22 protein-coding genes and 2 pseudogenes are annotated in these 23,928 nt (G+C 71.0%); 10 read left to right on the plus strand and 14 right to left on the minus strand.

What is annotated here, in order from left to right:
- Positions 1-4 precede the first annotated feature (4 nt).
- From dmpG to F0344_RS13465, 6 genes are read left to right on the plus strand one after another with little or no spacing between them, the layout of a single operon-like run.
- Positions 5-1,030: a 4-hydroxy-2-oxovalerate aldolase gene (gene dmpG, locus F0344_RS13440; protein ID WP_258049935.1), complete on the plus strand. Its 1,026-nt coding sequence runs from the start codon at positions 5-7 to the stop codon at positions 1,028-1,030.
- Positions 1,027-2,031 (plus strand): beta-ketoacyl-ACP synthase III, encoded by a 1,005-nt coding sequence (locus F0344_RS13445; protein WP_185299021.1) that lies wholly within the window; start codon positions 1,027-1,029, stop codon positions 2,029-2,031. The genes dmpG and F0344_RS13445 overlap by 4 nt, the downstream gene beginning before the upstream one ends.
- Positions 2,021-2,251, plus strand: coding sequence for an acyl carrier protein (locus F0344_RS13450; RefSeq protein WP_185299022.1), 231 nt, complete (start codon positions 2,021-2,023; stop codon positions 2,249-2,251). Before F0344_RS13445 ends, F0344_RS13450 begins: the two co-directional genes overlap by 11 nt.
- 8 nt (positions 2,252-2,259) lie before the next feature.
- Positions 2,260-3,105, plus strand: a complete 846-nt coding sequence (locus F0344_RS13455) for an HpcH/HpaI aldolase/citrate lyase family protein (RefSeq protein ID WP_185299023.1) — start codon at positions 2,260-2,262, stop codon at positions 3,103-3,105.
- The gene (locus F0344_RS13460) at positions 3,102-3,632 is read left to right on the plus strand and encodes a MaoC family dehydratase (RefSeq protein ID WP_185299024.1); all 531 of its coding nucleotides are present in this window, start codon (positions 3,102-3,104) and stop codon (positions 3,630-3,632) included. Before F0344_RS13455 ends, F0344_RS13460 begins: the two co-directional genes overlap by 4 nt.
- A 10-nt stretch (positions 3,633-3,642) precedes the next feature.
- Positions 3,643-4,809: a GNAT family N-acetyltransferase gene (locus F0344_RS13465; RefSeq protein ID WP_185299025.1), complete on the plus strand. Its 1,167-nt coding sequence runs from the start codon at positions 3,643-3,645 to the stop codon at positions 4,807-4,809.
- A 101-nt stretch (positions 4,810-4,910) separates the two neighbouring features.
- On the opposite strand, the gene F0344_RS13470 is transcribed toward F0344_RS13465, so the two are convergent.
- Both F0344_RS13470 and F0344_RS13475 read right to left on the minus strand, forming a co-directional pair.
- Positions 4,911-5,435 carry an SMI1/KNR4 family protein gene (locus F0344_RS13470; protein WP_185299026.1) on the minus strand — a complete coding sequence of 175 codons (525 nt, stop codon included), beginning with the start codon at positions 5,433-5,435 and terminating at the stop codon, positions 4,911-4,913.
- A gap of 251 nt (positions 5,436-5,686) precedes the next feature.
- Positions 5,687-6,040, minus strand: a complete 354-nt coding sequence (locus F0344_RS13475; protein ID WP_185299027.1) for a hypothetical protein — start codon at positions 6,038-6,040, stop codon at positions 5,687-5,689.
- A gap of 330 nt (positions 6,041-6,370) precedes the next feature.
- Between F0344_RS13475 and F0344_RS13480 the strand changes: the two genes are divergently transcribed.
- On the plus strand, positions 6,371-7,441 hold the full coding sequence (locus F0344_RS13480; RefSeq protein WP_185299028.1) for a C40 family peptidase: 1,071 nt from the start codon (positions 6,371-6,373) through the stop codon (positions 7,439-7,441).
- Between the two features lie 11 nt (positions 7,442-7,452).
- Here the strand turns inward: F0344_RS13480 and F0344_RS13485 are convergent, their stop codons facing one another.
- Together F0344_RS13485 and F0344_RS13490 are read right to left on the minus strand one after the other, a co-directional pair.
- Positions 7,453-8,148, minus strand: a complete 696-nt coding sequence (locus tag F0344_RS13485) for a LuxR C-terminal-related transcriptional regulator (RefSeq protein ID WP_185299029.1) — start codon at positions 8,146-8,148, stop codon at positions 7,453-7,455.
- Positions 8,145-9,431, minus strand: a complete 1,287-nt coding sequence (locus F0344_RS13490; RefSeq protein WP_185299030.1) for an ATP-binding protein — start codon at positions 9,429-9,431, stop codon at positions 8,145-8,147. Before F0344_RS13490 ends, F0344_RS13485 begins: the two co-directional genes overlap by 4 nt.
- A 193-nt stretch (positions 9,432-9,624) precedes the next feature.
- Here F0344_RS13490 and F0344_RS13495 point away from each other — a divergent pair, with 193 nt between their 5' ends.
- On the plus strand, positions 9,625-10,953 hold the full coding sequence (locus F0344_RS13495) for a PspC domain-containing protein (RefSeq protein ID WP_185299031.1): 1,329 nt from the start codon (positions 9,625-9,627) through the stop codon (positions 10,951-10,953).
- Entirely contained in the window at positions 10,940-11,203 is a 264-nt protein-coding gene (locus tag F0344_RS13500; protein WP_185299032.1) for a hypothetical protein, read from the plus strand. Before F0344_RS13495 ends, F0344_RS13500 begins: the two co-directional genes overlap by 14 nt.
- Here F0344_RS13500 and F0344_RS13505 read toward each other — a convergent pair.
- The 6 genes and pseudogenes from F0344_RS13505 to guaA form a co-directional block, all read right to left on the minus strand.
- On the minus strand, positions 11,110-11,619 hold the full coding sequence (locus F0344_RS13505) for a DoxX family protein (protein ID WP_185299033.1): 510 nt from the start codon (positions 11,617-11,619) through the stop codon (positions 11,110-11,112). The two genes, F0344_RS13500 and F0344_RS13505, sit on opposite strands and share 94 nt — an antisense overlap.
- Before the next feature lie 115 nt (positions 11,620-11,734).
- Positions 11,735-13,003: a hypothetical protein gene (locus F0344_RS13510; protein ID WP_185299034.1), complete on the minus strand. Its 1,269-nt coding sequence runs from the start codon at positions 13,001-13,003 to the stop codon at positions 11,735-11,737.
- Between the two features lie 113 nt (positions 13,004-13,116).
- Entirely contained in the window at positions 13,117-13,899 is a 783-nt protein-coding gene (locus tag F0344_RS13515) for a class II aldolase/adducin family protein (RefSeq protein ID WP_258049936.1), read from the minus strand.
- 110 nt (positions 13,900-14,009) lie between these two features.
- Positions 14,010-14,492: pseudogene (locus F0344_RS13520) on the minus strand (SAM-dependent methyltransferase); the annotation flags it as partial.
- Positions 14,493-14,660: 168 nt separating this feature from the next.
- A pseudogene (locus F0344_RS13525) lies at positions 14,661-14,930 on the minus strand (SAM-dependent methyltransferase); the annotation flags it as partial.
- Between the two features lie 164 nt (positions 14,931-15,094).
- The gene (gene guaA / locus F0344_RS13530; protein WP_185299036.1) at positions 15,095-16,687 is read right to left on the minus strand and encodes a glutamine-hydrolyzing GMP synthase; all 1,593 of its coding nucleotides are present in this window, start codon (positions 16,685-16,687) and stop codon (positions 15,095-15,097) included.
- Positions 16,688-17,047: 360 nt separating this feature from the next.
- Here guaA and F0344_RS13535 point away from each other — a divergent pair, with 360 nt between their 5' ends.
- The gene (locus F0344_RS13535; protein WP_185299037.1) at positions 17,048-17,350 is read left to right on the plus strand and encodes a chorismate mutase; all 303 of its coding nucleotides are present in this window, start codon (positions 17,048-17,050) and stop codon (positions 17,348-17,350) included.
- Positions 17,351-17,888: 538 nt separating this feature from the next.
- Here the strand turns inward: F0344_RS13535 and F0344_RS13540 are convergent.
- From F0344_RS13540 to F0344_RS13555, 4 genes are all read right to left on the minus strand, one after another.
- The gene (locus F0344_RS13540; protein ID WP_185299038.1) at positions 17,889-18,251 is read right to left on the minus strand and encodes a hypothetical protein; all 363 of its coding nucleotides are present in this window, start codon (positions 18,249-18,251) and stop codon (positions 17,889-17,891) included.
- A 102-nt stretch (positions 18,252-18,353) separates the two neighbouring features.
- Positions 18,354-20,177: a GMC oxidoreductase gene (locus F0344_RS13545; protein WP_185299039.1), complete on the minus strand. Its 1,824-nt coding sequence runs from the start codon at positions 20,175-20,177 to the stop codon at positions 18,354-18,356.
- A gap of 137 nt (positions 20,178-20,314) precedes the next feature.
- Positions 20,315-21,943, minus strand: a complete 1,629-nt coding sequence (locus F0344_RS13550; protein ID WP_185299040.1) for a succinic semialdehyde dehydrogenase — start codon at positions 21,941-21,943, stop codon at positions 20,315-20,317.
- Between the two features lie 231 nt (positions 21,944-22,174).
- Positions 22,175-23,839: a serine/threonine-protein kinase gene (locus F0344_RS13555; RefSeq protein ID WP_185299041.1), complete on the minus strand. Its 1,665-nt coding sequence runs from the start codon at positions 23,837-23,839 to the stop codon at positions 22,175-22,177.
- Between the last annotated feature and the right edge of the window lie 89 nt (positions 23,840-23,928).

A 23,928-nucleotide genomic window follows, 5' to 3' on the forward strand; every position in this document is an offset into this window, starting at 1 on the left:
TCCCGTGAACAGCACGCCGCACGCCCGTCCCCCGATCCTCATCCACGACCCGACCCTGCGCGACGGCCATCACGCGGTCGGCCATCAGCTCGACGCCGACCAGCTTCGCGCCTACGCCGTCGCTGCGAACACCGCCCGGGTGCCGGTCGTGGAGGTAGGCCACGGCAACGGATTGGGTGCCTCCAGCCTCCAGATCGGCCGCGCCAAGCTCGACGACGCAACAATGCTCGCCACCGTCCGTGAGGCCCTCACCTCGTCGAGGATGGGCGTCTTCATGGCGCCCGGCTGGGGGACCTCCGACGACCTGGCAACCGCCGTCCGCCACGGTGCCGACGTTGTACGGATTGCCGCGCACTGCACCGAGGCCGACGTCACCGAACGCCACCTCGGCACCGTCCGGGACCTCGGCGCCGAAGCCCAGGGCGTCTTACTCATGAGCCACATGACCGGCCCCGGCGAACTCGCCGAGCAGTGCGCCCTCATGGTGAAGTACGGCGCGCAGGCCGTCGGCATCATGGACTCCGCCGGCCACTACCTCCCTGATGACGTCATCGAGCGCGTCCATGCCATCGCCGACGCCGTCGACGTACCGGTGATCTTCCACGGCCACAACAACCTGGGCCTGGCCATGGCGAACTCGCTCGCCGCCGTGGACGCCGGTGCGTCCGTCATCGACGCGACCGCCCGCGGGTTCGGCGCCGGGGCCGGCAACACCCAACTCGAAGCCCTCGTGGCCATCCTCGAACGGCGCGGCTTCGACACAGGGATCGGCCTGCGCGAGGTCCTGGCCGCTGCTGACGTCGCCGCCGACCGGCTGATGAAAGCCCCGCCGTCCATCGACTCGATCGCCGTGGCCAGCGGGCTCGCCGGGGTGTTCTCCGGCTTCAAGCGGCCCGTTCTGGAGATCGCCCGCGCCGAAGGCGTCGACCCCATCGACCTGTTCCTCGCCCTGGGCGAGCGGCAGGTCGTCGCAGGCCAGGAAGATCTGATCGGCGATGTCGCCCGGCAGCTCAAGGCAGCCACCCGATGACCCCGACCACTGCACGGGGACCGGCCGCCGTGGTGTCCGCGGTCGGCTCGGCCCTCCCCCCGGACGTCGTCTCGAACAATGACCTGACCGCCCGCCTGGACACCACCGACGAGTGGATTCGCTCGCGGACCGGCATCACTCGCAGGCACATCGCCGGGGCGGACCAGTCCACCGCCGACCTCGCCGTCCGGGCGGCTGCCCAGGCCCTGACGAACAGCGAACCGGAGTATGTGGACGCTCTGGTAGTAGCCACCACCACCCCCGATCGCTGCTGTCCGGCCACTGCGCCCGCCGTCGCCACCCGCCTCAGGCTGACCGGCATCCCCGCCTACGACCTCGCGGCAGGCTGCACCGGCTTCCTCTACGCCCTCGCCACCTCGGCCGGACTCATCGCCGCCGGCACCGCTCGGACGGTCCTGGTCGTCGGAGCGGACCGCCTGGCCAGCCTGCCCCATCCCGAAGACCGCACGACCGTTCCCCTGTTCGGCGACGGCGCCGGGGCCGTCGTGCTGCGGCAGGGATGCGAGGGCGAGCCCGGGGCGCTCGGGCCGATGGTGCTGGGCAGTGACGGTACCGGTGCGGACCTGATCCGGGCCGCCCGCCCCGGGGCCCTGCACATGGATGGAGCTGACGTCTTCCGGCACGCGGTCGACCGCATGTCCGCCGCGTCCCGCCAGGCCGCCACGGCCGCGGGATGGGACCTCGCCGACGTCGACCGCCTGGTCCCGCACCAGGCCAACAGCCGCATCACGTCCTTTGTCGCCCGCCAGCTGGGCGTTCCCGAAGGCCGCCAGCTCAGCAACGTGGCCGAGGTCGGCAACACCGGCGCCGCGTCCATCCCCCTGCTCCTGGCCCGCGCCTTTGCCGACGGCCGCCTCAAGCCCGGACACCGCACCCTGCTCACTGCGTTCGGCGCCGGACTGACCTGGGGCGCCGTCGCCCTCACCTGGCCCGACCTGTCCCGCACCCGCCTTCCGGAAGGAGCCGGGCATGACCGGTGACCTCACCCGCATCCTGACCGACGACCTCAAACTGCCCGCCGACCGGCTGACCGACGACGCCAGCCTCGACCACGCCGGTTTCGACTCCCTCGCCGTCGTCGAGCTGTCCGTCCTGCTCGCCGACCGCTACGGCATCGACATCAGCGACAGCGACATCAAGGGTGCCGGCACCCTCGGCCAGCTCGACCGCCTCATCACCACCAAGTGCAGCGGAAGGTGAACGACCCCATGACCAGCACCAGTCGCCAGCCCGGACGGGCCTGGATCATCACCCCTGGCCTGCGCGGGGACCGCTTCGCCAGCGCCCAGAAGTCCGGCGCCGCAGTTGCCGTCGTCGACATCGAGGACTCCGTAGCCCTCCCCGACAAGCAGACCGCCCGCACCGCCTCCGAAGCGTTCTTCGCCCTCACCGACCCGCCGTGCACCCTCGGCATCCGGATGAACAGCCTCACGACGCTCGACGGCATCAAGGACCTCGTTGCACTCGCCGCCTACACCGCCCGCCCCGACCTGCTCGTGGTCCCCAAGGTCGAGTCGCCCCGCGACATCGAACTCGTCGCCGCAGCACTCGACGCCGACGGATACACCCCCGACATCTGGGCCCTGATCGAAAGCCCCCGCGCCTTCGACACCCTCCCCGAGATCATGCGCGCACCCCGGCTCGGCGGCGTCATCTTCGGCTCCGCCGACTACGCCGCCTCCGTCCGCTGCGGCCTGGGCTGGGAGGCCCTCCGCTACGCCCGATCGTCTCTCGTCAACGCCGCCACCGCCGCGAACATCCCCGCCATCGACGCCCCCACCTGGGAACTCGACGACTCTGACGTGCTGCGCCGCGACGCCGAGCGGGCCAAGGAACTCGGCTTCTACGGCAAGGGCTGCGTCCACCCCCGACACGTGAAGGTGATCAACGACGTCTTCACGCCCACCGCCGAAGAGATCGCCCAGGCCCGCACCATCGTCGCAGCCGCCGACGCCAGCGGCGGCTCGGTGACCACCGTGGACGGGCAGATGCGCGGCACCCCCTTCTTCAACCGGGCCCGCGCACTCGTCACCGAAGCGGACCGCACAGCATGAGTACCGGCCTGCCCCACGGCTACCGCCAGGTCGGAGAGGACCGGATCAGAGAGAACGTGGGCCTCTCCTACCCGGAACTCGCCCCCGGCCTCGTCATCGAGCACCGGCCCGGCCGGACCGTCACCGAACTCGACAACCTCCTCGGCGCCGCCCTGAGCGGCAACGTCGCTCCCATCCACACCGATGCGCACTACAGCAGCCAGACCCATTGGGGCCGCATCCTGGTCTGCTCCGGTGTCACCCTCAACCTCGTGGCCGGCATGACCGTACGCGCCATCAGCGGTCTGACCACCGCCAACCTCGCCGTCGACCAGGTGCGCTTCACCGCACCCGTCCACATCGGCGACACCCTGTACGCCGAGACGAAGATCCTCACCCGCCGGAACTCCGAAAGCCGTCCCGACACCGGGGTCATCACCTGCCACACCACCGCCCACAACCAGGACGACACCAGCGTCCTGACCTTTGCCCGGACCTTCCTGGTCCCCCTGGACGCCGACACCGTCCGCGGCGCCAACAACTACTAGGAGGCGGAACATGAATCAGCTGACCTTCGCCCCGGCCGATGACGGCCTGTGGGAGCAGTACGACCAGCTCGCCACCCGCGCCTACGGCCACCGCATCGGCGACCTCACCCACCTGCGCGAGCACGCCGACCTTCAGGTGGCCATCCGCGGCGGCCGCGTCGTCGCCGGCGGCCTCGGCCTCCTCGTCGACCAGTTCTTCGGCGGCGCGCCAGTCCCCAGCGCCTGCCTCGGCGACGGATGCGTAGCGCCCGAGGAACGCGGCGACCACCTGGCTACCGGCATGACCGCCGCACGACTGCACCCCCTGATCGAACGCGGTGCGGTGATCTCCGCGGTCGTGACCTCCTCCACCGGCTACGCCCGCCGCCTCGGCTGGGAGGCCCCCGCCGATGTCCTCGCCTGGACGGTGGCCACCGACGACCTCAAGCGGTCCTTCACCAGCGAGGACTTCGAGGTCGAGCACGGCCCTACCAACGAAGGCGAAACCCTCCAGCAACAGCTCGCCCGCCAGTGGAACAGCCCCGTCCATCGACCCGCCTGGTGGACCAGATGGAAGCAGGACAAGAGCAACCTCGCCACGTACCGCTTCGCCCGGCCCGGCCACACCACCGCCGGTCTGCTCACCCTGGCAACCAAACGGCACGAACGCCACGGAATGTGCCTGGTCGTCCACGATTTCTGGGCTGCCAGCCAGCCCACCGCCGCCGCCATGCTCGCCTTCCTCGGCCGCCACAACACCCGCGCTCGCACGATCGAGTTCCGACGCGGCGCCCTCCCCCCGTACCCCGCCCTGCTCCACGGGCTCCGCCACCACCGCACCACCGCCGCAGCCTGGCACCCCTGGATGCTTCGCATTCTCGACATTCCCGAGGCCATCCGGCTCCGGGGATGGCCCGCCGACCTCTCCACCGCCTTATCGATCGAGATCGAGAATGAAACCGGCGACTGGAACCGATGGACGCTCCAGGTCAAGAACGGAGCGGCTGAGCTCGCCCCCACCCACGTCGAAGGACAGGTGTCCCTCACACGGCGCCAGCTCGCAGCCTGGTACGCCGGCGGCTATCGATCCACCACATCCGCCCGCATGGCCGGGGTCCACGCCATATCGGAAAAATCGCTCGCGACCCTCGTCCGCGCCACGACAGAGTTCGAACCCTGGCTGCCCGACCACTTCTAAACGCAGTCGGGGCCCGCCTCCTGACGGAAGCAGGCCCCGACGCAATCATCCGCTATGGGGCAACCCTTGCGCTCAAGGGTCCCTGAGCATTTCGAGCATTCTTATGCGACGGAAACCACCGGTTCGGGCCCCGGAAAGTTCGGAGGGAGCCCATGCGGTTCGGCCGTCCCAGAGCACAACCAGGCGAGATAGCTCGAGAGGCTGCCCTCGTAGTGGAACCAGTCGTCATTCCGCCCAGCCACAACGACTGTCCATTCGTTGGGCTGCCCTTCCGTACGCCAGTAGAACTCGTCCCCGTCTATCGAGCTGCCCCACCGCAGCAAACCTCCCGATTCCGGGAACGCAGGGTAGCCGCCAAGCATTTCCTTCTGTGCCATATCCTCGGCACCGGCGAGATCCTCTCTCGCCCCCTCGACGAATTCCGCTTCGCCTCCTGGGGCTGGCGACGTCACACAGAGGAACTGCCCGATCTCCAACCGAGGGTAGAACTCCGCCAAAGCGATGTAGTCGTCCGGCAGCCCCGTCCGCAACCCGTCGAAGAGCACCTGCCAGTCGATGCGCCGTGGAACCTCGAGCCGCTGCGCCACCAGCCCCGGCAGCGCGGCCTCCAGGGATTCGATACTCAACAGCCACCTCCATTTGCGTTTGAGCGACACAATCACACCACGGTGCAACCGAGTTGAACTCCATCGGCGCGAGCACGTACAACTGCGGCAACAGGGTCTCCTGGATCTCGGTTGGCTTCGCAACCCCGAGCTACCAAGAGGCCCGGCCTTCATACCCGCAGCCGGCGGCAACCACCCGATCGGGACTCCCGCTCGACACGCACCCCTCAATATCGGGCCGACAACAGCTACTCAGGTCAGGTCAGGTCAGGTCAGGTCCAGAGTGTGGCGATGAGGACGTTGGCGACCGTCAGACCGCCGACCGCGGCGAACTCGCCCTTGCCCGCCTTCTCCTCGTCCCGCCTGACGTAGACGAGCGCGAGGATCACGACCAGGATCAGCAGCTTGATGCCGATCTTCATGTGGTTCACCGTCTGGCCGTCGGCCTGATTGAGCCCGACCAGCGCGACTCCCGTGACCAGCATGGTCAGTGCGCCGTGCAGCATGGCCGGCACGAAGCGGGCGGTGCCGGCTCCCAGAGCCTTCATCTGGGTCAGGAAGCCGCCGAGGAGCGAGGCGATCCCGATGATGTGAAGAGCGACGAAAAGATTAATCAGTACGTCCATGACGCCGGAGCCTAGCGGGGCCCCTGCCAGCCCTCGCCGGTCAGGTAGCGCTTCCTCGCGCTTCGCTAGAACCTGTACGAATTGCCTGACTCCGACGGCGTTCTTCCGGTCACGCAGGGCTAACGAATCGTCACATCAGGGCAATAGCTGTCATGGCGACCCTTTCCCGTGTCCTGGGCTTAGCGTCCCTTCCCAGGTGACCGATTTCCACCGCCGTCCGGTACTTCCCGTACTTCCCGTACGTCCCCTCCGTATCGGACGGCACCCGGTCACCGCCCGGGCCCGCCGGTAGCTCCCGACGGGCAGACGAACAGGAAGGATGCCGCCCTCGTGGCAGCACACCGGAAAGCCGCTCACCGGAAGCCCAAGCAGCGCCCGTTCACCGGCTCTGCTGCCCGCGCCGCCGCGACACTCGCCTTCGCCGGGGCCGCGACCACCACCGCCTTCGACGGGGCGGCGCACGCCGAACCGCGGCTCACCGCGGCCCAGGTCCGAGCCAAGATCGACCGGCTGTACCACGACGCCGAGGTAGCCACCGAGCGGTACAACGGCACCAAGGAGAAGGCCACCGCGTCCGCCAGGTCCGTGGACAGGCTGCGCGACGAGGCGGCCCGCCGCACGGAACGCCTCAACACCGCACGCCACACGCTCGGTTCGCTGGCCACCGCGCAGTACCGCTCCGGCGGCCTCGACCCCGCCGTACAGCTGGCGCTCTCCTCCGACCCCGACCAGTACCTGCAGCGCGCCTCGTATCTGGACCGGGCCGCCGACCGCCAGGCCGGTCTGCTCAACGGAATCCGCCGTCAGGTCACCGACGCCGCCCAGCTGCGCGCGCGGGCCGAGGGCGAACTCGCGACGCTCACCGCGCGGCGGGCCGAGCTGACGAAGCACAAGGAGAGGGTCCGCACCAAGCTGGCCGACGCCAGGCGTCTGCTCGGCACCCTGACCGCCGGCCGGCGCGCCGACTACGAGCGGGCGGCCGACGCGGCGCACGGCGGCGGGGCCGTCCGAGCCGACCGCGGCACCCCGCGCGGTGCCGTCAGCGCCCCCAACGCCCGGGCCGCCCAGGCCGTCGACTTCGCGTACGGGGCGATCGGCAAGCCGTACGTCTGGGGCGCCACCGGTCCCTCCGCCTACGACTGCTCCGGCCTCACCCAGGCCGCCTGGCGCGCCGCGGGTGTCTCCCTGCCCCGCACCACGTACACCCAGATCAGCGCCGGACAGCGGGTGTCACGCTCCGAACTCGCCCCGGGCGACCTGGTCTTCTTCTACTCGGGCATCAGCCATGTCGGGCTCTACATCGGCGGCGGACAGATGATCCACGCACCCCGGCCCGGTGCCCCCGTCCGCATCGCGCCGATCGACCAGATGCCGTTCGCGGGAGCGACCCGGGTGGTGTGAGACCGCGGGGATCAGACCAGCCTGCGGGCCGTCGCCCACCGGGTCAGCTCGTGCCGGTTGGACAGCTGGAGCTTCCTGAGCACCGCCGAGACGTGCGACTCGACGGTCTTCACCGAGATGAAGAGCTGCTTGGCGATCTCCTTGTACGCGTACCCCCGGGCGATCAGCCGCAGCACCTCGCGCTCGCGCTGCGTCAGCCGGTCCAGGTCCTCGTCGACCGGCGGCGCGTCGGTCGACGCGAAGGCGTCCAGCACGAAGCCGGCCAGCCGGGGCGAGAACACCGCGTCGCCCTCCTGCACCCGGAAGACCGAGTCGACCAGATCCGTGCCCGTGATCGTCTTGGTGACGTAGCCGCGGGCGCCGCCGCGGATGACGCCGATGACGTCCTCGGCGGCGTCCGACACGGACAGCGCCAGGAAGCGCACCGGGTTCTCCGCCGCGCCCATCATCGGGGCGCAGCGGCGCAGTACCTCGACGCCTCCGCCGCCCGGCAGATGGACGTCGAGGACCACGACCTCGGGGCGCGTCGCGGTGATGACCGTGACGGCCTGGTCCACGTCGGCGGCCTCGCCGACGACCTCGACCCCGGTCTCCTCGGTACGGCCGATCTCGGCCTGGACTCCGGTCCGGAACATCCGGTGGTCGTCGACGAGCACGACCCGTACCCGCCGCTCCGGCCCCCCGGTCGCTTCGGTGTTCTCGGTCATTCGCTCGCCCTTTCCATCTCCAGCTCGACCTCCGTGCCCCCACCGGGCACCGAACGCAGCCGTGCCGTACCGCCGTTGCGCTGCATCCGGCCGATGATTGATTCTCGTACGCCCATCCTGTCGCCCGGAACCGAATCCAGGTCGAATCCCGGACCCCGGTCCTTGACGGAGACGAAGACGGTGCGGCCCTCGACCTCCGCGAACACCTGGACAGCGCCGCCCTCGCCACCGTACTTGGCGGCGTTCACCATCGCCTCGCGTGCGGCCTGCATCTGGGCGGCCAGCTTCTCGTCGAGAGGGCAGTCGCCGACGACGACGACCTCCAAGGGAACGCCGTGCTTGTCCTCGACCTCGGCGGCGGCCCGCTTGACCGCCTCGGCCAGGCTCGACGGCTCGTCGTCCTCGTCCTTGCCGGTGCCCTCGGGGTTGTACAGCCAGTTGCGCAGCTCGCGCTCCTGGGCGCGGGCCAGCCGGCGGACCTCGCCGACGTCGTCGGCGTTGCGCTGGATCAGGGTGAGGGTGTGCAGGACCGAGTCGTGCACATGGGCCGCGACCTCGGCGCGCTCCTGGGCGCGGATGCGCATGAGCCGTTCCTCGGAGAGGTCCTGCGTCATCCGCACGAGATAGGGGCCGGCCAGCAGCGCGATGCCGGTGAGCACGGCGATCGCCGCGGTCAGGACGTTGCCGAGCTGCGCCGCCGAGCCGCGGACCACCATGAAGACGGCGAGGCCGAGGCCGACGAGGGCGACACCGGCGAGGCCGCGGGCCAGGTGCAGCACCCGCCGGCGTCGGCCGACCTCCATCCAGCGGGCCCTGCGCGCGTTGTCCGCCTGGCGCCAGACCAGTACCGAACCGGCGCCGATCAGGAGCGTCGGCCAGATGTAGCGGTCGGCCTCGCTGCCCATGTCGACGTTGCCGACGAAGGTCACGGCGCCGATGACCAGCGCGACGAGCGCGAAGACCTGCCCCTTGTCCGGCTTGCGGAGCCGCCGTCGGCCGTCGGGGGCGGTCTCGAAGACGGAACGCGGTGCGTCCACACCGCCGACACCGAGCGGGACGACGATCCAGAACACGGCGTACAGCAGGGCGCCCAGACCGTCCGCGAAGAACAGTCCGAGGAAGAGGAACCGCACCCAGGCGACGGGCAGCCCCAGATGCCCGGCCAGCCCGCGCGCGACACCGCCGAGCAGCCGTCCGTCGGCGCTGCGGTACAGCTTGCGCACGGGCGGCTCCTCCGGGTCGGAGGCGAGGGAGCTTGCGGCTCGGGTGGTGGCGGCTGGCATACGTCGATCGTCACACGTACGCGCCGGCGGCGGCATCAGGGTCGGCCCCTAGTCGACCCTGACACCGTGACGCCCGTGCGGGAGCCCACGAGGTCCCCGTCGCGGCCCCCAGGGGTTCCCGGGAGGCAATATCAGGGACCTGCCAGGGTCGGGGCGGGTGCCGCGAGGGCGCACGGACCGTCACCATGGGGACATGACCGCTACCCAGGACACCTCCCCCGGTGTCACGCCGCCCCCCGAGCCGAAACCGCAGCTGCACCGCAGCTCGCGGCAGAAAGTGGTGGCCGGGGTGTGCGGCGGGCTCGGCCGGTACTGCGACGTCGACCCGGTGATCTTCCGGATCGTGCTCGGCGTCCTCTCGCTGACCGGCGGCATCGGACTGATCTTCTACGGTTTCGCCTGGCTGCTGCTCCCCCTGGACGGCGAGGAGGAGAACGAGGCGCGCAAACTGCTGTCGGGCCGGGTCGACGGTGCCTCGCTGATCGCGCTGGTCCTCGCTCTCGTCGGCTGCGGGCTGTTCCTCTCGATGCTGCACAACGGCGGGATGCTGGCCTTCGCCGCGATGCTGTCGCTCGCCGTCATCGGCTCCACCGTCTGGGCACAGCACCGCAGGAACGCTCCGCCCGACGCCCCGCTCGACACCCCGTCGGCGCAGGCGGCCGGGGGCCCGCCCGTCCACGGGGCACCCCCGGAGGTGAAGGCTCCACCCACGCCGGGCAGCCCCTCCTGGTGGCGCGATCCGATCGTCAAGGACGGCACGTCGGGCCCGGTCGGACCGGGCTACCTGTGGGGACCGCAGGACTCCCGGACCTCCTCCAGGGAGGCGGGAGCGCGGACCGCCACGGCGGATGACCCGTACAGCGCCCCCTACCGTCCCCCGGGGCCACGCGGCCCACGCTCGATCGGCGGCCCGGTCTTCTTCCTCGCCCTGGTCGCGGGCGGCGTCGGCACGGTCCTGACCTGGGACGACCATCCGCTCGGCACGACCCTTCAGTTCGGGCTCTGCGCCGCGCTCGGGGTGTTCGCGCTCGGTCTGGTGGCCGGATCGTTCCTGGGCCGGACCGGCTTCGGCACGATCTTCCTGACGGTCGTCACGGCCGGGCTGCTGGCCGGTGCGTCGGCCGTACCGAAGGACATCGGCACGGACTGGATCCGCGAGGAGTGGAATCCGGTCTCGGTCGCGGCGGTCCAGCCGCGGTACGAGCTGGGCACCGGCGTCGCCCGGCTCGACCTGTCCGAGGTCGTCGTGCCCAGGGGCGACACCCTCGTGACGGCACTGGAGGTCGGCGCGGGCCGCGCGGTCGTCGTCGTACCGGAGGGCGTGACGGTGAAGGTGGACGCCCGGGCGGGCCTCGGGGACATCCAGCTGCCGGCCCAGAGGCCCGGCGACGTGGACGTGGCCCCGGACCAGACCCGGAAGCAGACCCTCGCGCCGCCCTCGGGCGCCGCGCCGGCCGGCACGGTCGTGCTGAGTCTGGAAGTCGGCGTCGGACAAGTGGAGGTCATCCGTGCTGCGTCATGAATTCCGGCCGGGCCGCGCGGTGGTGGGCGTCGCGATGCTCGCCCTGGCCGCCGGTTACGCGGCCGACGCGGCGGGCGAGTGGGACGCCCCGTGGACGTTCTACTTCCCGCTGCTCTTCGGCGGCCTCTGGCTGGGCGCCACGGTCACCTGGATCAGCTACAGGCTGCGCCGCCGCCGCGCCGCGAGGAAGGCGTCCGCGGAGAACGCGGCGGCGCCGGCCAGCACCAGCGGCAGCCAGGCCACGAGATAGACCAGGTCGTTGCCGTAGTAGTACGGCTCGGTCTGCCAGCTCACGGTCAGCCACAGGCTCAGCGAGATCAGCGCGCCGCCGGCGGCGGCGATCCGTGCGAACAGCCCCACGAGTGTGGCGATCCCGACGAGGAGTTCCCCGACGGCGATGGCGTAGCCGAAACCCACGGGGCTCTTCAGGGCGAGGTCGACGAGGGCCGGCATCGCGGACGAGTCCCGCACCGCGTTCATCATCTCGCCGACGGAGCCGTTGCCGTCGGCGGACATGAAGGCGCTGTCGGTGAGCTTGTCCAGACCGGCGTAGACGAAGGTGACGCCGAGGAACACCCGCAACGGCAGGAGCGCGTGCTGCCGCGCCAGCTCGCGCAGACTCCTCGGTTCCCGCAGTCCGTAGCCGCTGGTTCCGTAGCCGCTCATCGCCGACCTGCCTTCCCTTGACCCGTCACCAGACCTTACGTACGCGATGATCACGCTGCTCACCGGATACGCGCCCGGTGAGCAGCCGCCCCGTCCCGGCCGCCGGCCGGTGGTGTCAGTCGGTCACGTCGATGACGACCCGGTTGGTCTCGACCCCGGCGGCGGTGACGACCTGGACGTCCACCACACCCGGCTCCACCTCCACGGGCACCGGCACGGTGAGCACGGTGTCGGTCGGGTTGGCGAAGCCTCCGGCGACGGGGATCAGCGGGACGTGGACATGGACCCGGCCGATCCTGACGACCATCCGGGCCAGCCGGTCCGGGCTTCCCGCCCCGGGAGGTACGAAACCGGCGCCGCGGATCTCGATGTCGTCCCCGGTACGGATCGGGGCGTCCAGGTCCCCGGCCTCCCGGGTCCGCACGACGGACAGAATGACCGGACGGCCGCCCTCCGCGTGCTTCCCCGCGAAGTACGTCGCCGCGGACACCGCCACCAGGAGTGCGAGGCCCCAGGGCAGGTCGGGCAGCTGCTCAGGACGGCGGGCCAGCCGGACGGCCGCGAACAGGACGGCGACGGCGCTGACGAGGACGTACTGCACATCCGTGAAGCTGCCACGACCGGAGTCGTCGGTGAGCAGGTCGGCGGCGCGCGGCCGGTCGGCCCTCAGCTTCTGCAGGCGCTGCGCCAGGACGCGTACGGTCACCACCCGCCGTACGAGGACGGCGACGGCGCACACGAGCGCGAGGACGGTTAGTACCCCGGCGGAGCGCACCAGATCCAGGCCCTCGATCAGCTCGTCACGGTCCGCGTGCGCGGAGGCGCCCGCCAGCTGGAGCGCGAGGACCAGGACGGAGAAGACGGCGAGGAGCACCCAGGACGCGGCAACGGTGCGGGAGGTGGAGAGCCGGTTGTCCTCGCCGATCAGCGGGGCCAGGAGACCCCCGCGGGCCCGGTGGAAGCGGGCGGCGCCGGTCAGCAGACCCGCCGTGATCAGTCCGGCGAGCAGACCGGCGGTGCGCGCGGTGGACCAGCCGGCGCCGATGGCGGTGGCGGTCTCGCCGATGACGAGGGCGGCGACCCCTCCCCAGACGATGAGCAGCGTGCGCCGCCAGACCTGGTGGAGCCAGGCGTCACCCGCCTCACGGCCCCGGTCGGCGACGGCGCGCGCCGATTCGGTCAGCTCGTCCGACACCCACTGGCGGGATGCGGAGGCCGACTGGGCGACCCCTGCGGGCAGTCCCTTGCCCGCGGCCAGTTCGTCCCGTTTGGCCAGGAAGGCCGCGACCGCTCGCCTGTGCCCTTCGCGTGCTCCGTGCGGGCAGTCGCCGCACGTACAGCCACCGCCGTGCGTGCTGCTCATTCTCGCCTCGTCCAACGCCACGAAGAACGCCGCCCTTTTCGCTCGTTTCCCGGTCAACTCACCGGCGATTTCTGCGAATTGTGCCGTACGGGGCGACCGGCTGCCGCATCGGGCCGGAAGGGCGGTGCTTTTCGTCAGAATGTGCGACTGATCCGCCGCCACAGGGGCTGGTAGTTGATCCACGCCACAAGGTCGCTGCCGAGCTGTTCACGGGTGGCGACGGCGTCCCGGTGCTCGATCCGTACGGGCTTCCCGGCGGCTCGCGCGGCCAGCTGGACCTGGCAGGAACGCTCCATCGTGAGGAACCACCAGGCCGCCGCGTCCACCGAGTCACCGACGGTCAGCAGCCCGTGGTTGCGCAGGATGATCGCCTTGTGGCCGCCGAGCGCGCTCGCGATCCGCCGACCCTCGTCCTCGTCCACGACGACACCCGTGTACGCGTCGTAGAGGGCGTGGGCCTCGTAGAACGCGCACGCCTCCTGGGTGATCGGCTCGATGAGCTCCCCGAGCGTGGAGAGGGCCCGCCCGTGCAGGGAGTGGGTGTGCGCGACGGCGACGACGTCCGGGCGCGCCCGGTGGACCTGGGCGTGCACGGCGAACGCCGCCTGGTTGACGTGGAAGTGCCCCTGGACGACCTGTCCCTCACTGTTGACCAGGATCAGGTCCTGGGGCGCGAGGTCCTCGAAGGGTGCCCCGAAGGGGTTGACCCAGAAGCAGTCCGTGAGCTCCGGGTCCCGCGCGGTGATGTGCCCGGAGACGCCGTCCTCGTACCCGTACCGTCCGAACAGCCGCAGCGCGCCTGCCAGCCGCTCCCGGCGGTACGCGCGCTCCTCGCCCGGCGACGCGTGGACGGGCGGCATGGCGAACCGCAGCTGCTCGACGGGTACGGGCGCGGGCGTGACGGCGGGCTCGGACACGGCGGCTCCTCTGGCTCCCGGGGCGTACGGCATCGGAAGTTACCGCTGGTCGCCCCAGGTGGCCAGAGGGCTCACACCACCGATTGCTCACGCCACCGATTCCGTACGGATCAGGTGCCCAGCACGAGGTAGGCGAGGCCGAGCGTTCCCCGGTAGCCGCCGTAATACCCGGTGCGGCGGGCGTCGACCGCGGCGACGACCCCGTCGTGCAGCGGATGGGCGGGGTTCGCCAGAGCCCAGCGCTCGCCCCGTCCGATGTTGGCGTTCGACTCGAAGAGGTCCCATTCGCGCTGGTCGGCGACGGTCACCTGGAGCGGGCGCAGCCCGGCCGCCTCGGCATGCCGGATCAGTCCGAGCAGGGTGGGGAAGTCGCCCGGTTCGGCTTCCAGTTCCGCCAGTACGGCCGCCGAGGGCTCCTTCTCCCAGAACCCGTCGCCGTACAGCACCCGGCCACCGGGCCGTACGGCCGCCCGCAGCGCCTTCAGGGCCTCCGGCGTGCCACCGGGCCAGGCGTGCGAGGCACCGATCGAGACGGCCAGGTCGTAGTCGCCGCCGGTCCAGTCGGCCGCGGGCACCTCGTGGAACAGGACGCGCTAGGTCCTGTCTGGAGTTCCAGCGCGGGAGAAGGAGCGGCGTCCGGTGCCGTCGAATCCAAGGCGGAGGAGGGAGCGATGGCGGAGCCCTCGCGACTGACGACAACGCCGGAGGCGGCGGTGCCGGACGCCGCGACGCCGCGGGGGAACTCCAGACAGGACCTAGGCGAGGCCGCGCTCCCGCGCGAGGCGCCGGCCGCGCTCGACGGCTTCCGGGTCGGTCTCCACGCCGTCGCCGGTCGCGCCGGGTCCCGCCTGCTCGACGAGCCGCATGAGCAGCTCGCCCCAGCCGCTGCCGAGGTCCGCGATCCGCGCCCCTTCGGCGGGGTCGCAGGCGGCCAGCAGCTGGGCCGCGTGCTCTTCGGAGAGCGGGGTGTTCCAGGTCAGACGGTCGTTGTGGGCGGCGGACATCAGGGCGCGGATCTCATCGGCGGACATGGCCGCGGAGCCTCGCACGGCCCTCCGGCGCGGCGCCACCTGATTTCGGGGCGGCCGTCCTCGCAACGCGGCGACGCCGCCGTCCTCCTGGGAGGGCGGCGTCGTCGTCGGTCGGTTCCCGGGGAAAGTCCGGTGGGAGGTCCGGGTGGGAGGTCCGGGCGGGACTACTCCCACTCGATGGTGCCCGGCGGCTTGCTCGTCACGTCGAGGACGACGCGGTTGACGTCGGCGACCTCGTTGGTGATGCGGGTGGAGATCTTGGCCAGCGTCTCGTACGGCAGGCGCGACCAGTCGGCCGTCATCGCGTCCTCGGAGGAGACCGGGCGCAGGACGATCGGGTGGCCGTACGTACGGCCGTCGCCCTGGACGCCGACGCTCCGCACGTCCGCGAGGAGGACCACCGGGCACTGCCAGATGTCACGGTCCAGACCGGCCGCCGTCAGCTCCTCGCGGGCGATGGCGTCGGCCTCGCGGAGCAGGTCGAGCCGCTCCTTGGTGACCTCGCCGACGATGCGGATACCGAGACCCGGGCCGGGGAAGGGCTGGCGCTGGACGATCTCCTCGGGCAGGCCGAGCTCCTGGCCGACCATCCGGACCTCGTCCTTGAACAGCTGGCGCAGCGGCTCGACGAGCTTGAACTCGATGTCCTCGGGAAGCCCGCCCACGTTGTGGTGGGACTTGATGTTCGCGGTTCCGGTTCCGCCGCCGGACTCGACGACGTCCGGGTAGAGCGTGCCCTGCACGAGGAAGGCGACGTCCTCACCACCTGCGGCCTCGGCCACGATCTCCGCCTGGGCCTGCTCGAAGACCCGGATGAACTCGCGTCCGATGATCTTCCGCTTCTGCTCCGGGTCGGAGACACCGGCCAGCGCGTCGAGGAAGCGCTTCTCCGCGTCGACGACCCTGAGCTTGACGCCCGTGGCGGCGACGAAGTCCTTCTCGACCTGCTCGGTCTCGCCCTTGCGCATCAGCCCGTGGTCGACGTAGACACAGGTCAGCTGGGAGCCGATGGCCTTCTGCACCAGGGCAGCGGCCACCGCCGAGTCCACACCGCCGGAGAGACCGCAGATGGCGCGCTTCGTGCCGACCTGCTCGCGGATGAGCGCGATCTGCTCCTCGACGACGTTGGTGGTCGTCCACTTCGGCTCGATGCCGGCGCCGCGGTAGAGGAAGTGCTCCAGTACCTGCTGGCCGTACGTGGAGTGCATGACCTCCGGGTGGTACTGGACGCCGTAGAGCTTCTTCTCGTCGTTCTCGAAGGCGGCGACCGGTACGACGTCCGTGGACGCGGTGACGGTGAAGCCCTCGGGGGCGGCGGAGCAGGCGTCGCCGTGCGACATCCACACCGACTGCTCCCCGGGCGTGCCCTCGAAGAGCGTGGAGCCGCTCTTGGAGACGGAGAGCGCGGTACGGCCGTACTCGCGGGCGCCGTTGTCGTCGACGGTGCCGCCGAGCGTGGTGGCCATCAGCTGGAAGCCGTAACACATGCCGAAGACGGGGACCCCGGCCTCGAACAGGGCACGGTCCAGGGTGGGCGCCCCCTCCGCGTACACCGAGGACGGTCCGCCCGACAGGATGATCGCACGCGGGTTCTTGGCCAGCATCTCGGCCACCGGCATCGTGGACGGGACGATCTCGCTGTAGACCCGCGCCTCACGGACACGGCGGGCGATGAGCTGGGCGTACTGCGCGCCGAAGTCGACAACGAGAACCACGTCGGTGGTGGTGTCGGGGGCGGCGGGGGGTGCTGCTGGCACGGGGCGGCCTTCCGGCGGTGGAGAGGGGCGGTATGCATGAATTCTACCGGCCGTGGGAACGCCTCTCCCCGCCCTGCGGATTCCGCCTCCGGTGGGGGCCGCGACGACGCCCGCACCCGCCCGTCGTCTCACCATCCGGGCCGGGCTTTGGCCCGACCGCCGGACCGGGGCCATACTGGCTCCCATGCGTCAGCACACGACCTTCGTCTTTACCTATGGCACCCGGCCCGCCGGCTGCCATGGTCGTGCTGCTTGAGCTACTGACAAGCAACGTTCCAGGCGCCCCGGGCCGACAGGCCCGGGGCGTTCTGGCGTTCCGGGCCTGTCGCTCCGGGGCCGTACCCCACAAGGAGTCACCCCATGAGCAGCACCGCCCCCACCCGGACGGCCACCGAGCAGACCGGCGCGCACACCGACGAGGCCGCCTCGCTGATCGGCGGCGCCCGCAGCCGCATCGACGTCCTCGACGACCGGATCATCGGACTCGTGCAGGAACGGATGGCTGTTTCGGCCGTCATCCAGGAGGCTCGGATCACGTCCGGCGGCCGCCGCGTGAACCTCTCGCGCGAGATGGACGTCCTCGGCCACTACAGGGAGGCGCTCGGCAAGCCGGGCACCTCGCTCGCCATGACGCTGCTGGAACTGTGCCGTGGCCGGGTGTGAGATAGGCGGGAATGTACGGCCGTATCTGCGTTCGGGCAGCGTCTCACCCGTACGGCGCGTGACCGGGAGCACACCGGCTTCGTTGGTCCTGATGTCCGTGCCAACCAGGGGCGGCATCGGTAGGAAACCACGCGTGGCTCCGCTGGGGTGTGTGACGTACTGCAGGTACGTCGTGGGACCGCATCCCGGCGCGCGTGACCGGTCGGCAGGGGACAGCAGCCCGGTCACCCCAAGTGCGGTCGGTTTCGGGGACGCCCGAACCGGCCGCATCCGGTCCGACGGTTGCGCGGACCGCACCCCTTCCGTACGACGCCCCTCCGTACGACGCCTCGTTCGACGCCCTCGTTCGACGCCCCTCTGTACGAAGCCCAGGGCAGGTCCCCCCTGTCCCCGGCATCCGCGCACCGCCGCTGCCCCGGGCCCCCACATCCGCACAGCAGGACGAGGCCCCGTGCACCGGTTCACGGTCCACTGGGCCTCGTCCTGCTGTCTGTCGTCCTGCTGTCTTCTGTTCAGTTCGGTTCGGTACCGCGTGTGCTCAGACCCGCTGGGAACGGCGCCGGGAGACCGCGTACAGCACGCCGCCCGCGGCCAGGGCTGCCGCGGCCGCTACGGAAGACCACAGCGCGACGGAACCGGTGAAGGCGAGCCCGCCACCGGATGAGCCCCCGGTGGAGCCGGCGGTTCCGGTCGAGCCGTCCGACGTACCGCCGGAGTCCTGCGCACCTGTGCCGTTCAGCACCAGCCGCGCGGTGTTGTTCGCCGGCTTCGGGTCGAAGGGCAGAGCGGCGTCGGCGAGCCAGGTGTCGCGGACCGTGACCGCGCCGGAGGCGTCCTCCACCAGCTTCGTGATCTTCAGGTCGAAGGACTGGCCGAGGTCGGCGCCGTCCCGCACGGTCATGCCGGTCTCACATATGTAGCGGGTCCGACCACGCAGCCGTCCGAAGAGTTGCGCGGCTCCTTCCCGCGTCTCCCGACGCGGACGGTCCGTGTGCCTTCTTCCTTACGGCTTCTTCGGGACGACGGGCATCCCCAGGAACGGCAGTTTCAGGGCTCCGAACGCTTCCTTCGGCACCGCGGGCGTCTGCGGCTCGACCGCCGGGAGCCGCTGGTACGCCTCACCCTGCGCCGGACGCGGGTCGCGGTCGCCCTTGTTGGGCCAGAAGGACATGGCGCGCTCCGCCTGTGCGGTGATCGTCAGCGAGGGGTTGACGCCGAGGTTCGCGGAGACCGCCGACCCGTCGACCACCGAGATCCCCGGGTGGCCGTAAAGCCGGTGGTACGGGTCGATGACACCGCTCTCCGCGTCCGCGCCGATCGGGCAGCCGCCCAGGAAGTGGGCGGTGAGCGGAGTGCCCATCAGCTCACCGATGTTCGACCCGGCGAAGCCGTTGATCTCCTGGGCGAGGAGCGTGGCGCCGCGCGTCGCCTCCTCGATCTGGGTGGGGTTGGGCGCGCCGTGTCCCTGCCGCGCGGTGAGCAGGCCCTTGCCGATCCCGCCCGGCTTGCGGTACGTCGTCAGGGAGTTGTCCAGCGACTGCATGACGAGACCGATGATGGTCCGCTCCGACCAGCGGCGGTTGGAGAGGGAACGCGCGGCCAGCACCGGGTGCCTGACCATGCTGCCCGCCCAGCGCAGGACCCGTCGGCTGCCGTAGGGCACCTGGAGGAGCGTCAGCGCACCCATGGCGTTGGAGCCCTTGCCGTAACGGACGGGCTCGATGTGGGTGTTCTCGTCGGGGTGGATCGACGAGGTGATGGCCACGCCCTGCGAGAAGTCGGCCTTCGCGACGCCGTGCTTCCTGCGGTACCTGCGGTCGCTGGTCTGCGCCCCGACGAGGCCCTCGGAGTTGGTACGGGTCAGCTCACCGAGTCTGGCCGAGAGCCGGGGCAACCGCCCCTGGTCCTTCATCGTGTGCAGGAGTGTCTGCGTGCCGTACGTGCCGGCTGCCACGATCACCTCGCGGGCACGCAGCCGGGTGGGCTTCGCCTTCCTGCGGCGGTCGGTGGGGACGGTCGAGACGAGGTAGCCGCCGCCCGGGTCGTCCTCGAGGGCGACGACGGACGTCATGGGGTGGATGACGGCGCCCCCCTTCTCGGCGAGGTGGAGGTAGTTCTCGTTGAGGGTGTTCTTCGCGCCGTGCCGACAGCCCGTCATGCATTCGCCGCACTCGGTGCACGCCTTGCGGTCGGGGCCCGCGCCGCCGAAGTACGGGTCCGCGACCGTGGCTCCCGGCCGCGCCTTCGCCGTACCGTCGGCGTCCGCGCCATCACCGAAGAAGACGCCGACGGGGGCGAGGTGGAAGGTGTCACCGACGCCCATGGCCTGCGCGACCGCCTTCAGATGGACGTCCGAGGGGGTCGTGGTCGGGTTGAGCCGCACTCCCAGCATCCGTGTGGCCTGGTCGTAGTAGGGCTTCAGCTCGTCGTGCCAGTCGGTGATGTCCGCCCACTGCCGGTCCTGGAAGAACGGGGCCGGCGGTACGTACAGCGTGTTGGCGTAGTTGAGGGAGCCACCGCCGACACCCGCGCCGGCGAGCACCATCACCTTGCCGAGCAGATGGACGCGCTGGAGCCCGAAGAGGCCCAGGGCGGGGGCCCAGAGGAAGTTCTTGATGTCCCAGGAGTTCTTCGGGAGCGTCGCCGGGGTGAAGCGACGGCCCGCCTCCAGGACCCCGACCCGGTAGCCCTTCTCGGTCAGTCGCAGGGCCGACACCGCGCCGCCGAACCCGGAACCGACGATCAGGACGTCGTAGTCGAACGCGGCGTCGTCCTCGGCCGCCACCTCGGGCACGGGCCGTTTCTGGGCAGGGCTGTCCTGGGACATGGCTCTCCTCGGTACGAAAAGGACAGAAGGTGCTGCGGTGTGACGGGCTGCTCAGCGGTGTTGCGGTGTGATGACGCTGCTCACCGGTGCCGCGGTATGACGGAGCCGCTCACCGGTGCTGCGGCGCGGCCGGCCGGTCAGCGCAGCCGGAACGCCTTCATCGCCTTCAGGCTGACGCTCATGAAGGCCGCGTGCTTCGCGTCGTCCATCCCGAAGGACGGGGCGAGCGGGATCAGCCGCTGCTGGGCGACGGTCTGGGCCTCGGTGTACTTGAGGATGCCCTCGGAGCCGTGGCGGCGGCCGAGGCCGGAGTCCTTCATGCCGCCCATCGGGGACTGGACGCTGCCGTAGGCGGGCGCGTACCCCTCGTTGATGTTGACCGTGCCGGTCCGCAGCCGGGCGGCGACCCGGTGGCCGCGCTTCCCGTCCTTGGTCCACACGCTCGAGTTCAGGCCGTACGGGGTGGCGTTGGCGAGAGCGATGACCTCGTCCTCGTCGCTGAACCGGTAGATGGAGACGACGGGTCCGAAGGTCTCCTCGTTGCAGACGGCCATCGGCTCCTGGACGCCGTCGAGGATCGTCGGCTCGTAGAAGAGCGGACCGATGTCCGGCCGGGCGACACCGCCCGCGACGAGCCTGGCGCCCTTCTCGACCGCTTCCTCGACATGCCGGGTGACGGTCTCCAGCTGCCGTTCGCCGACGAGCGACCCCATGTCGGCGCCGTACGCGAGGGAGTTGCCGAGCCGCATGGCCCGGGTGCGCGCGGCGAAGCGCTCCACGAAGTCGTCGGCGATCGACTCGTGGACGTACAGCCGCTCGATGGAGATGCACAGCTGGCCGGCGGAGGAGAAGCAGGCACGGACCGCGCCCGCCGCCGCCTTCTCCACGTCCGCGTCCTTCAGGACGAGCATCGCGTTCTTGCCGCCGAGCTCCAGCGAGACCCCGACGAGCCGGGCGGCGGCACCCTGGGCCACCTGGCGTCCGGTGCCGGTGGAACCGGTGAACGACACGTAGTCGGCGTGCTTGACGACCTCGGGGCCGACGACCGGGCCCTCCCCGAGTACGACCTGGAAGACCTCGGCGGGCAGTCCGGCCTCGATGAGCAGGTCACGGGCCCACAGTGCGGTCAGCGCGGTCTCGGTGTCGGGCTTCATCACGACGGCGTTGCCGGAGACGAAGGCCGGCAGGGCGTCACCGACTGAGAGTTCGAGCGGGTAGTTCCACGGGGCGATCTGGCCGATCACCCCGCGGGGCTGACGCAGCTCGGTCACCTTGGTGAGCGTCGGGATGACACCGGTGTGCCGCTTCGGCTTGAGGTAGGCGGACGCCTTGCGGCCGTAGTGCCGGGCGGCGACGGCGACCGCCTGCACCTCTTCGTGGGCGTGCAGCCTGGCCTTGCCGGTCTCCAGCTGGATGAGGTCGAGCACCTCGGCCTGACGCTCCAGGACGAGGTCGTGGAAGCGCAGGAGGACCGCGGCCCTGGCGCGTACGGATATCGCGGCCCACGCGGGCTGGGCGGCGCGGGCCCGCTGGAACGCGGTGGCCACGTCCTCGGGGGTGGACTCGGGCAGGTCCGCCAGCTCGTCCCCGGTGAACGGGGTGTGGTTGGCGGTGCGGCCGGAACCGACGACACCCCGGGTCAGCTGGGCGATCACCTCGGGGGTCACCACGTCCGCGGCGGTGCGCACGCCCGCCGGGACGGGGGCGACCGGGTTCGTGCCAAGGGAAGCGCCGGTGGTGGCCGTGGGTGCCTGCAAGTCCGTCATGAGGGCGAGAGTATGTGCAGCCGCAGCCTTTGGGTACCCGTGGGTAATAGGTTTTCACCATCCCCACAACAGCCCCGTGCGCGGACCCGCCAACGAGCCACCAACCCGGCCAGTGATCGCTGGCCACATAACCGCTGATCAGCGGCTATCCCCGCACCGACCGTCCCAGGCGACGACCGGCGAGGGCACCCGTTCGGGCGTGCGGCGCGCTCACCGAAATTCTTCCTCGCGTCAGCCGTCGCCGGCGGGCGGCTGCCAGCTCCGCACCATCGTGTCGAACCGTTCGCGGCTCTCCGGCCAGTCCTCCTCGGGGCCCGTCATGTAGAACGCGTACTCAGGACCTCCGGCCTCCGCGTAGTACATCTGGTCGATCCCGTGCCGGGGGCCCGGGTGGTCCTTGGACTCGGTCCAGGTGAACTCCCAGAGGGCACCGGGCCGGTCCCGGTGAATGTTCGGCTCGAGGACCAGGCGGGTGTATTCGGGCAGGCGCTTGTGGAGGTCCTTCTCGATGCTCTGCGTGTGCGCGAACGGGCTGTCGAAGTCCGGGTCCGGATCGATGCTGATCCGCATGCGGTGCCTGCCGTTGTCCGGCGTGTAGTCGATCTGGCTGCCGTCCGTCTGCCGCTCCCAGCCGGGCGGTACGACGAGGCTGAAACCCGCCGGGTCGTCGACCCTCTTCCAGCCGTCGGGTATCTCGGAGGTGGTCTGCTTCGGCTCCTCGGTGGGCTCCGGCGCTGTCGAGGCGGCGGGACGGGTGACCGGCCCCACGGCCTCCTTCGCGGGCACGTTCTCCTCGCCGCCCGCGAACCTGGACACCAGGAGACCGGCCGCCGCCGCCAGGGCGACCACCACGGTGAGTGTCATGAGTGCCGTACGCCACTGGCCGCCGCCCGCGCGCGCAGGGGCAGCGGGCACGCCTCCAGGTCCGGGGAAGGTGCCCGAGGGGTCCGGCCGAACCGGGCGCGGCAGGTGCGTCGTCGAACCGTCTGTCGCCGAAAGCCCCCGCAGGGCCTCGTCCGGCACCCGCTGGGTCGGCACGTACGCCTGCGCCGCACGGGGTTCGCGCCCCTCCATGGCGTCCAGCAGCATGCGTTCCGCCTCGGTCGCCGTCGGCCGGTCCCCCGGCTCCTTGCGCAGCAGCGCGGTGATCACGGGGCCCAGCGGGCCCGCCCGGCGCGGCGCGGGAGGTTCGTCGATGACGACGGCCTGCATGGTCGAGATGGGGGAGGTGCGGCGGAACGGCGAACGTCCCTCGACGGCCGTGTAGAGCGTGGCGCCCAGCGACCAGAGGTCGGAGGCGGGACCGGGGTCGCCTCCGCGAACCCGTTCGGGCGCCAGGTAGTCGATGGAGCCGACGAGTTCGCCGGTCCGGGTGATCGTGGAGTCGCCCTCGATCGCCGCGATCCCGAAGTCGGTGAGCAGCACCCGCCCGTCACGGGCGAGCAGGACGTTGCCGGGCTTGACGTCACGGTGCAGCACCCCGGCGCCGTGTGCGGCGCGCAGGGCGCTCAGCACGTGAAGGCCGATCCTGGCCGCCTCCCGGGGTTCGATCTCGCCGGACTCCTTGGCGGCGTCGGCGAGCGAGGGCCCGTCGACGTACTGCATGACGATCCAGGGGCGGTTGTCGTACTCGATGACGTCATGGACGGTGACGACCCCGGGGTGGGTGATGCGCGCCGCCGCGCGTGCTTCCTTCTGCGTACGGGCGTGCAGGACGGCCCGGTCGGCCTCGGCCACGTACAGCCCCGCGGTGAGCTCCTTGACGGCGACCGTCCGGCCCAGCACCTCGTCGTGGGCGCGCCAGACCTTGCCCATGCCGCCCCGCCCGAGAACCTCACCGAGCCGGTAGCGCCCGGCCAGTACGAGTCCCCCGTCAGTGCCCTGCAGATGTTCCACGTGTGTCCCCGCCCCGTTCCTTCGGATGCCAGGTTACGGAGGGGGCGGACGGCCATGGAAGCTCGGTCGGCTCACGAGACCGCACTGTG

The organism is Streptomyces finlayi (genome assembly GCF_014216315.1).
Lineage (GTDB): Bacteria > Actinomycetota > Actinomycetes > Streptomycetales > Streptomycetaceae > Streptomyces > Streptomyces finlayi_A.

Excerpts from the sequence above, each read along its gene's own strand:
- F0344_RS13445 (WP_185299021.1), top strand. The coding sequence starts at position 1,027 with ATGACCCCGACCACTGCACGGGGACCGGCCGCCGTGGTGTCCGCGGTC.
- F0344_RS13450 (WP_185299022.1), top strand. The coding sequence starts at position 2,021 with ATGACCGGTGACCTCACCCGCATCCTGACCGACGACCTCAAACTGCCC.
- F0344_RS13455 (WP_185299023.1), top strand. The coding sequence starts at position 2,260 with ATGACCAGCACCAGTCGCCAGCCCGGACGGGCCTGGATCATCACCCCT.
- F0344_RS13460 (WP_185299024.1), top strand. The coding sequence starts at position 3,102 with ATGAGTACCGGCCTGCCCCACGGCTACCGCCAGGTCGGAGAGGACCGG.
- F0344_RS13465 (WP_185299025.1), top strand. The coding sequence starts at position 3,643 with ATGAATCAGCTGACCTTCGCCCCGGCCGATGACGGCCTGTGGGAGCAG.
- F0344_RS13475 (WP_185299027.1), bottom strand. The coding sequence starts at position 6,040 with ATGGACGTACTGATTAATCTTTTCGTCGCTCTTCACATCATCGGGATC.
- F0344_RS13485 (WP_185299029.1), bottom strand. The coding sequence starts at position 8,148 with ATGACCGAGAACACCGAAGCGACCGGGGGGCCGGAGCGGCGGGTACGG.
- F0344_RS13490 (WP_185299030.1), bottom strand. The coding sequence starts at position 9,431 with ATGCCAGCCGCCACCACCCGAGCCGCAAGCTCCCTCGCCTCCGACCCG.
- F0344_RS13495 (WP_185299031.1), top strand. The coding sequence starts at position 9,625 with ATGACCGCTACCCAGGACACCTCCCCCGGTGTCACGCCGCCCCCCGAG.
- F0344_RS13505 (WP_185299033.1), bottom strand. The coding sequence starts at position 11,619 with ATGAGCGGCTACGGAACCAGCGGCTACGGACTGCGGGAACCGAGGAGT.
- F0344_RS13535 (WP_185299037.1), top strand. The coding sequence starts at position 17,048 with ATGAGCAGCACCGCCCCCACCCGGACGGCCACCGAGCAGACCGGCGCG.
- F0344_RS13540 (WP_185299038.1), bottom strand. The coding sequence starts at position 18,251 with ATGACCGTGCGGGACGGCGCCGACCTCGGCCAGTCCTTCGACCTGAAG.
- F0344_RS13545 (WP_185299039.1), bottom strand. The coding sequence starts at position 20,177 with ATGTCCCAGGACAGCCCTGCCCAGAAACGGCCCGTGCCCGAGGTGGCG.
- F0344_RS13550 (WP_185299040.1), bottom strand. The coding sequence starts at position 21,943 with ATGACGGACTTGCAGGCACCCACGGCCACCACCGGCGCTTCCCTTGGC.